The sequence below is a fragment of the Paraglaciecola sp. genome (genome assembly GCF_051252315.1).
In the GTDB taxonomy this organism is placed as follows: Bacteria; Pseudomonadota; Gammaproteobacteria; order Enterobacterales; family Alteromonadaceae; genus Paraglaciecola.
This window is the reverse complement of the sequence record NZ_JBPOFP010000065.1, coordinates 14,233-27,101: the sequence shown is the minus strand read 5'-3', so window position 1 is coordinate 27,101 and position 12,869 is coordinate 14,233. Positions and strand designations below refer to the sequence as shown.

Annotated in this window: 11 protein-coding genes; 8 read left to right on the top strand and 3 right to left on the bottom strand. The window is 39.9% G+C overall.

Features of this window, described 5'->3' with window-relative positions; all coding sequences use genetic code 11:
* Nucleotides 1–417: 417 nt before the first annotated feature.
* Nucleotides 418–1,245, top strand: a complete 828-nt coding sequence (locus ACSHXM_RS13515; RefSeq protein ID WP_435689294.1) for a mechanosensitive ion channel family protein — start codon at nucleotides 418–420, stop codon at nucleotides 1,243–1,245.
* A gap of 70 nt (nucleotides 1,246–1,315) precedes the next feature.
* On the opposite strand, the gene ACSHXM_RS13510 is transcribed toward ACSHXM_RS13515, so the two are convergent.
* The gene (locus tag ACSHXM_RS13510) at nucleotides 1,316–2,116 is read right to left on the bottom strand and encodes a M48 family metallopeptidase (protein ID WP_435689293.1); all 801 of its coding nucleotides are present in this window, start codon (nucleotides 2,114–2,116) and stop codon (nucleotides 1,316–1,318) included.
* Between the two features lie 128 nt (nucleotides 2,117–2,244).
* Here ACSHXM_RS13510 and ACSHXM_RS13505 point away from each other — a divergent pair, with 128 nt between their 5' ends.
* A complete protein-coding gene (locus tag ACSHXM_RS13505) occupies nucleotides 2,245–2,721 on the top strand; it encodes a hypothetical protein (protein WP_435689292.1) in 477 nt (158 codons plus the stop codon).
* A gap of 59 nt (nucleotides 2,722–2,780) precedes the next feature.
* On the opposite strand, the gene metK is transcribed toward ACSHXM_RS13505, so the two are convergent.
* Entirely contained in the window at nucleotides 2,781–3,926 is a 1,146-nt protein-coding gene (metK, locus tag ACSHXM_RS13500) for a methionine adenosyltransferase (RefSeq protein WP_435689291.1), read from the bottom strand.
* 258 nt (nucleotides 3,927–4,184) lie between these two features.
* Between metK and tkt the strand changes: the two genes are divergently transcribed.
* The 6 genes from tkt (at nucleotide 4,185) to ACSHXM_RS13470 (ending at nucleotide 11,687) form a co-directional block, all read left to right on the top strand.
* On the top strand, nucleotides 4,185–6,176 hold the full coding sequence (gene tkt / locus ACSHXM_RS13495; protein ID WP_435689290.1) for a transketolase: 1,992 nt from the start codon (nucleotides 4,185–4,187) through the stop codon (nucleotides 6,174–6,176).
* Nucleotides 6,177–6,444: 268 nt separating this feature from the next.
* Complete coding sequence (gene epd / locus ACSHXM_RS13490) at nucleotides 6,445–7,497, top strand: erythrose-4-phosphate dehydrogenase (protein ID WP_435689289.1); 1,053 nt, start codon at nucleotides 6,445–6,447, stop codon at nucleotides 7,495–7,497.
* 22 nt (nucleotides 7,498–7,519) lie between these two features.
* Nucleotides 7,520–8,683 carry a phosphoglycerate kinase gene (locus ACSHXM_RS13485; RefSeq protein WP_435689288.1) on the top strand — a complete coding sequence of 388 codons (1,164 nt, stop codon included), beginning with the start codon at nucleotides 7,520–7,522 and terminating at the stop codon, nucleotides 8,681–8,683.
* Nucleotides 8,684–9,052: 369 nt separating this feature from the next.
* Nucleotides 9,053–9,391: a hypothetical protein gene (locus ACSHXM_RS13480; RefSeq protein ID WP_435689287.1), complete on the top strand. Its 339-nt coding sequence runs from the start codon at nucleotides 9,053–9,055 to the stop codon at nucleotides 9,389–9,391.
* A 166-nt stretch (nucleotides 9,392–9,557) separates the two neighbouring features.
* The gene (locus ACSHXM_RS13475) at nucleotides 9,558–10,043 is read left to right on the top strand and encodes an N-acetyltransferase family protein (RefSeq protein WP_435689286.1); all 486 of its coding nucleotides are present in this window, start codon (nucleotides 9,558–9,560) and stop codon (nucleotides 10,041–10,043) included.
* Between the two features lie 120 nt (nucleotides 10,044–10,163).
* A complete protein-coding gene (locus ACSHXM_RS13470) occupies nucleotides 10,164–11,687 on the top strand; it encodes a sulfatase (RefSeq protein WP_435689285.1) in 1,524 nt (507 codons plus the stop codon).
* A gap of 114 nt (nucleotides 11,688–11,801) precedes the next feature.
* On the opposite strand, the gene ACSHXM_RS13465 is transcribed toward ACSHXM_RS13470, so the two are convergent.
* Nucleotides 11,802–12,830: a GGDEF domain-containing protein gene (locus tag ACSHXM_RS13465; protein WP_435689284.1), complete on the bottom strand. Its 1,029-nt coding sequence runs from the start codon at nucleotides 12,828–12,830 to the stop codon at nucleotides 11,802–11,804.
* Between the last annotated feature and the right edge of the window lie 39 nt (nucleotides 12,831–12,869).

The window sequence follows — 12,869 nt, the reverse complement described above, 5'->3', positions numbered from 1 at the left end:
GTATTTTTCCCTTTCGCTTTAGAAAGAGAAAAAGCTAATAAAACACCTATAGCGATAATTAATAAATATACTAATAACATTTTCAATTCCTTTAAAAATATTAGTTAGCCTTTGTTAGGCCCACTAATATTAACATTAATTTTTTTATACTCAAATTATCACTGACAAAATTTAATTTGCGGGCAAAAATTATCATGACGAGATGACAAAAATATGAATATTTCGCCAAAACTAAATCAAAGATAATTTTGCAACTTAACTATGGTCTAATTGATTTTAACCTCACCGCGTTTTAATTTAGGGGGGCTAAATATTGGCTACTGATTTTGGCTTTACTTAATACTTAGCCACGATAAAATAGTCGTGTATTTATTGAGTATTTGTTCTGAATTGTTATTTCACATTATGGAGAAAGAAATGTTTGAGTTTGATGCGGAAAAAATAACGGAGTTGGTGGACACCCATGCCATCCCATTTGCGATTGATCTATTAATGGCATTGGTTATTTATATTGTTGGTAAGTTAGTTGTAGGTGTTGTGATTAATGTGCTTGGTAAGTTATTAAGCCGCTCAAAATATGATGATATGTTGGTCGATTTTTTAAAGGCCATAGCGAAAGCATTTTTAATGCTATTTGTGATCGTTGCATCACTTAATCAATTAGGTGTTGATACTACATCTTTAGTTGCCATTTTAGGTGCAGCTGGTCTAGCCATTGGTTTGTCATTACAAGGTTCGCTGCAAAACTTCGCTGCAGGCGTGATGTTATTAGTATTTCGCCCTTTTAAAGCCGGGGATTTTGTGGAAGCTGGCGGTGCGGCAGGCGTAGTGAAAAGCATTAGTATCTTTACAACTATAATGACCACAGGGGATAACAAAGAAGTTATTATTCCAAATGGTGCGATTTATGGCGGCAATATCACTAACTACTCAGCAAAAGAAACGCGACGTGTAGATATGGTAGTGGGAATTGGCTACGACAGTGATTTAAAAAGAGCGAAAGAAGTATTACAAGAAATTGCTGATGCAGACGATCGTATCTTAAAAGAGCCTGCGGTTACTATTGCTGTAGCTGAACTTGCAGATAGCAGTGTGAATTTTGTGGTACGCCCTTGGACTGCAACAGCCAACTTTTGGGCTGTGAAGTTTGACTTTAATGAACAAGTAAAGTTACGTTTTGATCAAGAAGGTATTGCCATTCCATTTCCTCAAATGGATGTGCATGTACATAAAAACCAAGAGTAATTTATTACCTTGAAAAAAAATGCCGCACTTGTGCGGCATTTTTTTTGACGTTTTAAATAGTACAGGAAGGTTATTTTTTACAATTAGGTCTATCAGAGGCGCTTTTATATATTGTATTGGCTGATGCCATATTGTCATTTAACCTTTTAATCCGACTCGTAGGTAAAGGGTGAGTAGATAACCATTCAGGTTGTCTTTTTCCACCTGCTGCTTTATCCATATTTTGCCATAATTGGGTCGACTGCTGAGGTTGAAACCCGGCTTTAGCCATAAGTTCAAGGCCGATTAAGTCGGCTTCGGTTTCATGAGTTCTGCCAAAAGGTAATTGAAACCCCACTTGAACTCCTAAACCAAGCCCCGCCATGATCATATTGCTACTGGCTACTTGTTTGCTCTTGAGTAATTGATTAGTTGCTTGCATACCAACACCTATTAGGGTGTTACTCGACATTCTTTCATTACCATGTTCCGCGATAACATGACCGACTTCATGCCCGATAACAGCAGCGAGTTGTGCTTGGTTTTCAGCAACATTTAATAATCCTGCATAGACACCAATTTTTCCACCGGGAAGAGCAAAAGCGTTGACCTGTGGTTCATCAAAGACAACTAGTTCCCAATTGCCATTAAATACCGATTTAGGTACGTGTTTAGTGATGGCATCTGCCACACATTGAACATAGCGATTCGAAACACCTTTGGTTGAAACCTTTTGTTCTGATTTCATGCTATCAAAGGCTTGTTCACCCATTCCTGCTAACTGAGTACTTGAGTAGAGTTTTAATTGATTACGGCCAAGGGGAGATTTAGCGCAAGAGGTTAACAAGGCTATGGTAGATAAAGCGATAATGACTACTTTTTTGTTTAACATAAATAAAACTACTAGATTGAAAGAAAATGAATCATACCTTGATATATACTGAGCGTTAAGCTTGGGTTCAGCAAAATCCAGCTATTTTCTTTTTTTATACCTGAATAATTAACTATTGGATTTTTATTATGCACAGATTGTTTTCTCACTTGTCGATATTCTTCAGTGTTTTTCTATTGGGGGCTTGTGCTAATTCTGCCCATGTCGATCATCAGGCAAAAAATCAATTTGTTACCGAGTTTTATGCATTAGTTGAAGATGTTCAAAAGGTTAAGTTTAAATCTCATGTCGGTGAGGCTGCTGCTATTGGAGCTGTAGATGGGGTTGTTGGAAACTTACACGGTGATAGTGACGATATGCTTGCAGGAGCCATAATCGGCGGCTTATTTGGCGGGTTAATAACTGCCATAATTGAAGGTGACACTACAGGGTACGAATATCAGCTGGCAGCAATTGATGGAGATATGGTGAATGTCATTGTTGATGATAAAGAAGCGCAACAAGGTGAATGTGTGCAGGTACGTGTTGCTGGCGAGGTACATATGTATCCAAGACCTATGTCATATTGCGACAGAGCAGCGCGAGAATTTGAAGGGTTTGAATAGGTTTATTTATGAGTACAAAAAAAGCCTCAAAAGAGGCTTTTTTAATAATAGTTTATTATTTATAAGCTGGCTTTTAAGCGTTCTGCCATATCAGTTTTTTCCCAAGGAAACTCGTCCCGCCCAAAGTGGCCATATGCAGCCGTAGGTTGGTAGATAGGACGTTCTAGATCTAACATTTGAATTAAGCCATGTGGTCTTAACTCAAAATGCTCTCTGATTAACTGAATTAATTTCTCTTCAGAAATTTTACTTGTGCCAAAGGTATCGACATTAATTGAAGTAGGTTCCGCTACACCTATGGCATAAGAAACTTGTATTTCACACTTGTCGGCTAAACCTGCCGCTACGATATTTTTCGCTACGTAACGACCGGCATAAGCAGCTGATCTATCTACTTTGGATGGATCTTTACCAGAGAATGCGCCTCCACCATGACGAGCCATACCGCCATAGGTGTCTACTATAATTTTACGACCTGTTAAGCCACAGTCACCAACTGGCCCACCAATCACAAAACGACCGGTTGGGTTAATGAAATATTTAGTTTTTGCTGTTAACCATTCTGCAGGTACAACAGGTTTAATGATTTCTTCCATTACCGCTTCACGTAAATCAGCTGTACTAATTGAATCACAGTGTTGTGTTGATAAAACTATCGCATCAATACCAACCGGCTTACCGTTTTCGTATACAAAGGTTACTTGGCTTTTGGCATCTGGACGTAACCAGTTTAGGGTGCCGTTTTTACGTACTTCAGCTTGACGTTTTACTAATCTGTGAGAGTAAGTAATTGGTGCCGGCATTAAAACATCGGTTTCGTTGCTGGCATAACCAAACATTAATCCTTGGTCGCCTGCTCCTTGTTCTTCAGGGGACGAACGGTCAACACCTTGGTTAATATCAGGAGATTGTTTACCAATTGCATTTAAAACGGCACATGAGTCAGCGTCAAAACCCATGTCAGAATGTACGTAACCGATATTTTTAACTGTGTTTCGAGTGATTTCTTCAATATCCACCCAAGCAGAAGTTGTCACTTCACCGCCCACTAATACCATGCCAGTTTTAACAAAGGTTTCGCAAGCGACGCGAGCTTTAGGGTCTTGAGCGAGAATAGCGTCAAGTACTGCATCAGATATTTGATCGGCAATTTTATCTGGGTGCCCTTCAGAAACTGATTCTGAAGTAAAAAGATGTGCTGTCATAAGGCGGCCTTAATTTCTGCTTAGATAAATAATATGTCGGCCATTTTAGCAATTTATTGAGAAAATACCAGTCTTTACTTCTAGACGTCTAAATGGCTGTGATTGATTTTGACTAAGTTGTGAAGAAAAGACATATAGAAATGGGCTTTCATAAGCGTTTAAAGTTTGCAGTTAGGGCCGCGCTAATAGAGAATAACGGCCTATTTTGGGGAGTGGTAATAAATACTTCCTTATTTTATGAACCAGCTAGGAGACAACATGCCTTCACGTCAAGAACTCGCCAACGCAATCCGTGCACTAAGTATGGACGCCGTTCAAAAAGCCAAATCAGGTCACCCAGGTGCACCAATGGGAATGGCAGATATTGCTCAAGTATTATGGAGTGATTTTTTAAACCATAACCCAACCAACCCAGATTGGGCTAACCGCGATCGTTTTGTCTTGTCAAATGGCCATGGTTCAATGTTGATTTATTCTCTACTACATTTGTCGGGTTACGATTTACCAATTGAAGAGTTAGCGCAGTTTAGACAACTTCATTCAAAAACACCGGGTCATCCAGAATATGGTTATACCGCAGGTGTTGAAACAACAACGGGTCCTTTAGGACAAGGTATTTGTAACGCTGTTGGTATGGCTATCGCTGAAAAAACTTTAGCAGCCCAGTTTAATAAACCTGGTCATGACATCGTTGATCATTATACCTATAGCTTCTTAGGTGACGGTTGTTTGATGGAAGGTGTTTCGCATGAAGCTTGCTCATTAGCTGGAACTTTAGGCTTAGGTAAGTTAGTTGCTTTTTGGGATGACAATGGCATTTCAATTGACGGTGAAGTAGAAGGGTGGTTTACCGACGATACGCCAGCACGTTTTGAATCTTACGGATGGCATGTGATTGCTGACGTAGATGGTCATGATCCTCAAGCTCTAGTCGAAGCTATCAATGCAGCTAAAGCGGTGACTGACAAACCTACTATGATTTGCTGTAAAACAGTGATTGGTTTCGGTTCACCAAATAAATCTGGTAGTCATGATTGTCACGGTGCTCCTCTTGGTGATGACGAAATTGCCGCGACACGTGAATTTTTAAAATGGCCACACGCACCATTCGAAATTCCAGCGGATGTTTATGCCGGTTGGGATGCTAAAGAAGCGGGTGCAAGTAAAGAACAAGAATGGAATGCTAAGTTTGAAGCCTACGCAGCAGCTTTCCCTGTAGAAGCGGCTGAATACAAGCGCCGTATAGCCGGTGATTTACCTGCTGATTTCTCTGCTAAAGCAGATGCTTTTATTCAAGAGTGCCAAGACAAAGCCGAAAATGTTGCGAGTCGTAAAGCGTCGCAAAATTCAATTGAAGCTTTCGCCAGTATTTTACCTGAAGTTATTGGTGGTTCTGCTGACTTAGCCGGCTCTAACCTTACTTTATGGTCGGGTGCTAAAGGTTTAACGGCTGAAGATGCAAGTGGAAATTACATTTTCTACGGTGTACGTGAATTCGGTATGACAGCCATTATGAATGGTATTGGTTTACATGGTGGTTTCCGTCCTTACGGTGCTACTTTCTTAATGTTTATGGAATATGCCCGTAATGCACTAAGAATGTCTGCCTTAATGGGGATCCCAAATATTCAGGTTTATACTCACGATTCAATTGGTCAAGGTGAAGATGGTCCTACACACCAACCTATCGAACAAATTGCAAACTTACGTTTAACGCCAAACATGGATACATGGCGTCCGTGTGATGCGGCTGAAACAGCAACATCTTGGAAATTTGCACTTGAACGTAAAGATGGTCCTTCGTCACTAGTCTTTAGTCGCCAAGGTTTGCCAGCTCAAGCCCGTAACGCACAACAAGTAAAAGATATTGCTCGTGGTGGTTATATCCTTAAAGATACTGCAGGCACACCTGACGTGATTATTATTGCTACAGGTTCTGAAGTGGGTATCAGTGTAGAAGCGGCTGAGCAATTAGCGACACAAGGTATAGCTGCTCGAGTTGTTTCAATGCCATGTACTAGCGTATATGAAAAACAGGATGCAGATTATAAAGAATCTGTATTGCCAAGTTCAGTCACTAAACGAGTTGCTGTTGAAGCGGCTCACGTTGATTTTTGGCATAAATATGTTGGCTTTAATGGTGCAATCGTAGGTATGTCTACGTTTGGTGAGTCAGCACCTGGTGGCGCATTACTTAAACACTTCGGCATTACTGCTGATGCTGTTGTAGAAGCTGCTAAAGGTTTGTAATTATTCAACTGGTGGCCATATCGTCCAACTGCTGCGTTTGAAGTGCTCAAGTAGTACTCATACGTTCCGCGCTTCTGCCTTGAATTTGAACGATATGGCTTAGGTTTGAACAATTACGGAAATAAGCTAATTAAGTATATTAAGTTGTCGTTAGGAAGTAGTTAGCTTCCGATTCACGGCAACTAAGGATAGAATAGGGCGCTTTTTAGCGCCCTATTCTTTTGCAAAAAAACTTTGGCGTTGTCCTCTTGTATAGTGTTAGGAATATATGATCCGTATCGCAATCAATGGTTTTGGTCGAATTGGTAGAAATGTTCTACGTGCTTTGTATGAAAGCGGCCAAGAAAATATGATTAAAATTGTTGCTATCAACGAGGTCGCTGCACCTGAAGGTATTGCGCATTTATTGAAATACGATACTGCTCATGGTCGTTTTTCAGCTTCAGTTAGTCTTAATAAACCAGAAGGACAGGCCCCTTATCTTCAGGTTAATGAAGATGACATCGCCTTATTACATTGCAGTAAGATACAAGATATAAATTGGCAACAATACAAAGTTGATGTGGTTTTAGAATGTACGGGGGTATACGGTGACAGGCAAGCCGGACAAAGGCATATTGACCAAGGGGCTAAACAAGTACTTTTTGCTCAGCCGGCAAGCTCAGACGTAGATGCCACCATTATATTTGGTATCAATGAAGATATTCTTACTGCTAAGCATAAGATTGTGTCCAATGGTTCTTGCACCACTAACTGTATTGTTCCGGTTATCCAAACGTTAGATCAGGCTTTTGGGGTGAATAGTGGCACCATTACCACCATACATTCTTCTATGCACGATCAGCAGGTAATAGACGCTTATCACGATGACTTGCGATTAACTCGAGCAGCCAGTCAGTCAATTATTCCAGTTGACACTAAGCTTGCTGCCGGGATCGAGCGAATTTTGCCTAAATTTGCCGGAAAGTTTGAAGCCATAGCGGTTAGAGTGCCAACCATTAATGTGACAGCTATGGACTTGAGTGTCACCTTAGAAACAGAAACAGATATTACTGGCGTGAATCAAGTATTACAGAGCGCTAGCTTGGGGCGATTAAATGGCCTACTCGATTTTACTGAGTTGCCTTTGGTGTCTTGTGATTTTAATCATGCACCACATTCTTGTATTGTGGATGGAACACAAACCCGAGTCAGTCATAGGCAATTAGTTAAAACTTTAGTTTGGTGTGATAACGAGTGGGGCTTTGCAAATCGAATGTTAGATACCAGCCGTGCTATGTATCTTGCTTATCATTCTGAACCAACACAAAAATCAATTTAAAATTATTATTTAAGGGAAAATTATGTCCGTTATTAAAATGTCAGATTTGGATTTAGCTGGAAAGCGAGTTCTGATCCGTGAAGATTTAAATGTACCAGTAAAAGATGGTGTGGTGACTTCTGATGCCCGAATTCGTGCATCTTTACCAACGATTAAAGCTGCCGTTGCTGCAGGTGCAAAAGTTATGGTGATGTCGCACTTAGGTCGTCCTACAGAGGGCGAATATGCAGAAGAGTTTTCTTTATTACCAGTAGTGAACTATTTACAAGAAAAAACTGATTTGACGGTTCGTCTTGAAAAAGACTATCTAGACGGTGTTGAAGTTAATGCTGGCGAAGTGGTTGTATTAGAAAACGTCCGTTTCAATCAAGGTGAAAAGAAAGACGACGAAACTTTGGCAAAACAATATGCAGCCTTGTGTGATGTGTATGTAATGGATGCATTTGGCACGTCTCATCGCGCTCAAGCCTCAACTCATGGCGTAGGTTTACATGCTCCTGTTGCTTGTGCAGGTCCTTTATTAGCTGGAGAATTAGCAGCGTTAGGCAAAGCGTTAAATAACCCTGAGCGCCCATTGGTTGCGATAGTTGGTGGTTCAAAAGTATCAACCAAATTAACCGTTTTAGATGCATTATCTAAAATTGCCGACCAGTTAGTTGTAGGTGGTGGAATTTCAAATACATTTGTTGCTGCTCGTGGTAACAATGTTGGTTTGTCTTTATATGAAAAAGACCTGATCCCAGAAGCGCAACGCCTAATTGAAGCATTAGATATTCCAGTGACTGAAGATGTACGTACAGGTAAAAATTTCTCAGACCAAGAGCCTGCTGTCGTTAAAGCGGCAAGTGACGTTCAAGATGATGAAGAAATTATGGATTATGGTCCAAAAACAGCAGAGAAGGTGGCAGGTATTCTACGTAATGCCAAAACCATATTATGGAATGGCCCTTGTGGCGTGTTTGAATTTGATAACTTTTCAAAAGGTACCGAAGTCGTTGCTCGCGCTATTGCACAAAGTGACGCTTTTTCAATCGCTGGTGGTGGTGACACGTTAGCAGCTATTGATAAATGGGGATTGGAAGACCAAGTCTCTTATATCTCAACAGGCGGTGGAGCGTTCTTGGAGTTTGTTGAAGGTAAAGTATTACCAGCTGTTGCGATGTTAGAAGCGCGAGCTGCAAAATAAAAATTAACCCTAACTCGGGTTAATTAGTAAAAGAGGTTAAGGGCGTAGCTCTTAACCTTTTTTAAGTATAAGAGGTAATATCTCAACCTAATAAAAAGCGTGTAAACTCTGACGACTTGGCAAATTAGACCAAGCAGGCTCTCGGCCACCTCCATACACGTTTCTCGTCTGTTTTTCTGCATCCTTATATCTCACGCTTATAAAGCTAATGTCAAAATTAGTCCGAATACTTATTATTGTGGACTGGTACCAGTCCTCGTATATTTGGGAAGATTAAATGCCCGCCTTATTCAATCTGAATATATATTTTTGTCACTGTTTTGAGTAGTATCTTATTTGTATTGCATTTAAGGAATAAGGTTCGAATAAATGGGATTAGAATTACCGCTACCACTATACAAAAAACTGACGGTGACCTTTCGTGTTGAGCCTGGATGTCTAGGGCCTGATGGTGCCGATCATATTGATGGTTTTTGTAAATTTGCGAAAAAAGCAGTGGTTAAATTGGATTCTGATTTTGTAAGGTGGGTGATAACACCTAGATATGATAAATCATTACCTGAAACAGAGTACAAAACCAACAATAAAACACTGGATCATGATAAAGCTGAAAAGTATTTACGTGTTTTTGGCAAAGAGTTAGATGACTTTGAAGAGCACTTGCAAGACAAGTTGTCAGTTTTGATTGATGAGTACCTTGGAAGGTAATACAGACTTCTAAAAACGCAAAGTTCAAGTTATATCAATATGGATTGGTATTAGCTATTACTCTTCTTCGTTCAGCGTCTATCAATCCTGCCTAATAGATGAAATCAAATAGTCGAACACAAGAGCCAATTATACCAATTATTATGCTCAAATTAAGGAGTGTGTCTTGGAGATAAGAGAAGCAACAGAAAATGATTTTGCAGGAATTTGGCGTATTTTTCACTCTGTGGTTTCTGCTGGTGACACTTATGCGTATGCCCTTGATACGACTCGATCTCAAGCGTATCAATTATGGTGCCTAACCCCCAGAAAAACTTACGTTGCGGTAGAAGGCGACGATGTCCTAGCGACTTATTACCTTAAAACAAATCAATCGGGTCCAGGAAATCATGTCTGTAATTGCGGTTATATGGTGTCGGCTGAAGCTAGAGGCAAAGGTTTGGCAACCACATTGTGCAAACATTCTCAGCAAGCGGCAGTTGATTTAGGTTATTCAGCTATGCAATTTAATTTTGTGGTCTCGACAAATATTGGGGCTATTGGCTTATGGCATAAGTTGGGGTATGAAACCGTGGGAACCTTACCGAAAGCGTTTAATCACCCGACTCAAGGGTTTGTAGATGCCTTGGTTATGTATAAGTGGTTGTTGTAACTAAGCATTAAGCCCAATCTAATTTGATCATTGAGTTTCTGAACTATGTCTAATAAGTCTATACATCTCATGTTTAGTCTGTAAGATTGCGGATGAAATATAATTTATATTGGACCGCTAATGAAAAAAATTACGATTTTATTCGCCTGTGTAGTTGCGTTTACAGCTTGTACTAACAAACAAAATCAAACTGATTTGGGGCTGACAGATAACTCAAACAAACCTAATGTGGTGTTTATTTTGGTGGATGACTTAGGTTATGCAGACATAGGTGCCTATAATCCTACTTCTTTTTACGATACGCCAAATATCGATGCTTTAGCTAAACAAGGCACACAATTCACTAATGGTTATGCCGCTAATCCAGTATGTAGTCCTTCTCGTTACGCGCTTTTAACTGGCCGTCATCCGAGTAGAGTGGATGCGACAGACTGGTTTCACATAAATGGTTGGCCACATCGTTCTGAAAAGTTTAATCCAGCAACCCTTACCCAACATTTAGCGCTATCAGAAAAAACACTTGCTGAAACATTTCAGGAATCTGGATATGCCACTTCATTTCTAGGTAAATGGCATTTAGGTGAAGAACCACGTTTTTGGCCAGAAGCACATGGTTTTGGTATCAATGTTGCGGGAACGGCAAACGGACATCCGCCTAATGGTTATTTTTCACCTTATAAAAACCCACGTTTATCAGATGGTGAAAAAGGCGAATATTTAACTGAACGTTTAACTACCGAAGCAATTAATATCATTGACCAAAACGCTAAAAATAATGAACCGTTCTTTCTATATTTGTCTTTTTATACTGTGCATACACCTCTACAAGCTCCCGCTGATGTGGTGAGTCGATATAAAGCCAAAAGTGAACTACTGAATACCAAAAATAGTTTTGCCGCTGAAGAGCAAGTTTGGCCTACACAAAAGCCACGTAAAGTCAGAGTAAAACAAAATCACCCGACCTATGCCGCTATGATTTCTAAAATGGATAGCCAAGTGGGTCGAATATTACAAAAGTTAAAAGATGAAAATTTGGATGAGAATACGATTGTCGTATTTACTTCAGATAATGGAGGTTTGTCTACTGCAGAAGGGTCTCCAACTTCCAATTTACCTCTTAGAGGTGGTAAAGGCTGGTTGTATGAAGGAGGTATCAGAGTTCCGTTTATTGTTAAATTACCCGGCGCTAAAACAAATGGTACACGTGTCGATGAGCCAGTAGTTGGAACCGACTTTTATCCTACTTTGATAGACGCTGCGGGTATTGCCGCAAACCCTTCACAGCACCAAGATGGTGTTGCCTTGACTCCTTTATTAATGGAACAAAATTCTTTAGCTGAACGGCCAATTTATTTTCACTATCCCCATTATTCGAATCAAGGTGGTTTTCCAGGAGCGGCTGTGCGTTTAGGTGATTGGAAGTTACTCGAACGGTTTGAAGATGGCAAAGTGCAGTTGTTTAACTTGAAAAATGACATTGGGGAACAACAGGATTTGGCCCTTCAAAATCCTGATAAAGTGTCTGAATTGAGATCTTTACTTCATGCTTGGTACCAAGAAGTGGATGCCAAATTTATTCAAGATAAAGATGGCGTGAAACCTTGGTCGAATGTGTTAACCCGAGTTCGAGTTAACGACATTTAATCTAACCCGAACAAAAGATAAGAAGTGTTGTTCAATTTTGATTTTTATACAAATTTCAACGTGGATAGGGGCAAAAGAGTGTTATTAAGAGGAGCCGTTTATCCAAAGGTCGGGCTACGAAGCCCGAACTACTTTATTTCTTCCTGCTTCTTTGGCCGCATAAAGTGCTTTATCAGCGCGATCGATAATATTTAGTAAGATATCTTCATCTTTTTGTTGAGTGACACCAAATGAAGCGGTAACAGGCGGAATTTTTGTGCCTGTACGTTTGTTATTAAAGGGGATAGTAGCAAGCTTAGTACGAATGTTGTTAGCTAGTTCTTCTGCTTGTTTAATATTAAGAGCCGGACATAAAATAGCAAACTCTTCACCGCCAAATCTAAAGGCTATGGCAGGATCTGCACATTTCTCGTTTAAGAAAGCACCTACGAATTGCAATATTTGATCACCTAATAAATGCCCGTGTGTATCATTAAACATTTTGAAATGATCAATATCCATTAGAATAAAAGAGATACTTTCATTTGGTAACGCTGTGAGATTAATTTGCCTATAAGTCGACTCCAAAGCTCGTCGGTTATATAAACCTGTCAGTGAGTCTGTACTGGCTTCTCGCCGGCTATTTTCTAACTCTTTTCTAAGGGTGAGTATCTCAGATTGGGCAGCAGAAAGTTTACCCTTAAAAGCATCATTCGCATCACATATTGCAGTGGCGTTAGCGCTTAATTGAGTTAATACTGGTGTGACAGTATCGTCAACTTGATGGGCTTCTAACTCAGTAATATTGTTTTTTAACGCTTGAGAAAAGTTAGTCGTTTCGGCAGCCGTTTGTTCTAAGGAGTCAGATAAATTGCCCACTAATTTCACTAATGCTTCTTGAAAGGTGACTAAACTCTCGTTGTCTTCGTCCTCTAGTTGACTAATGTGTTCGATAAAAAGCGTTTCGCCGATCTCTGGAGGGCAGGTGCCATAACGTTCAATGACCTGATCTAGCTCTTTCTTTAAATTAGGAAATGCTTCAGAGAAGTAGCTATACCATAAGGCGTAATTTAATGGATTTGGGACTATGTTGTGTTTCATCATAGTCGGCACTGCTTGACGAAGATAACTGACCGCCTGATCAGAATTTTCAGAAAATTTCATTCTTACTCTCTATTCTACTATTTGACACATGAATATTGA

Excerpts from the sequence above, each read along its gene's own strand:
- ACSHXM_RS13515 (WP_435689294.1), top strand. The coding sequence starts at position 418 with ATGTTTGAGTTTGATGCGGAAAAAATAACGGAGTTGGTGGACACCCAT.
- ACSHXM_RS13510 (WP_435689293.1), bottom strand. The coding sequence starts at position 2,116 with ATGTTAAACAAAAAAGTAGTCATTATCGCTTTATCTACCATAGCCTTG.
- ACSHXM_RS13505 (WP_435689292.1), top strand. The coding sequence starts at position 2,245 with ATGCACAGATTGTTTTCTCACTTGTCGATATTCTTCAGTGTTTTTCTA.
- metK (WP_435689291.1), bottom strand. The coding sequence starts at position 3,926 with ATGACAGCACATCTTTTTACTTCAGAATCAGTTTCTGAAGGGCACCCA.
- tkt (WP_435689290.1), top strand. The coding sequence starts at position 4,185 with ATGCCTTCACGTCAAGAACTCGCCAACGCAATCCGTGCACTAAGTATG.
- epd (WP_435689289.1), top strand. The coding sequence starts at position 6,445 with ATGATCCGTATCGCAATCAATGGTTTTGGTCGAATTGGTAGAAATGTT.
- ACSHXM_RS13485 (WP_435689288.1), top strand. The coding sequence starts at position 7,520 with ATGTCCGTTATTAAAATGTCAGATTTGGATTTAGCTGGAAAGCGAGTT.
- ACSHXM_RS13480 (WP_435689287.1), top strand. The coding sequence starts at position 9,053 with ATGGGATTAGAATTACCGCTACCACTATACAAAAAACTGACGGTGACC.
- ACSHXM_RS13470 (WP_435689285.1), top strand. The coding sequence starts at position 10,164 with ATGAAAAAAATTACGATTTTATTCGCCTGTGTAGTTGCGTTTACAGCT.
- ACSHXM_RS13465 (WP_435689284.1), bottom strand. The coding sequence starts at position 12,830 with ATGAAATTTTCTGAAAATTCTGATCAGGCGGTCAGTTATCTTCGTCAA.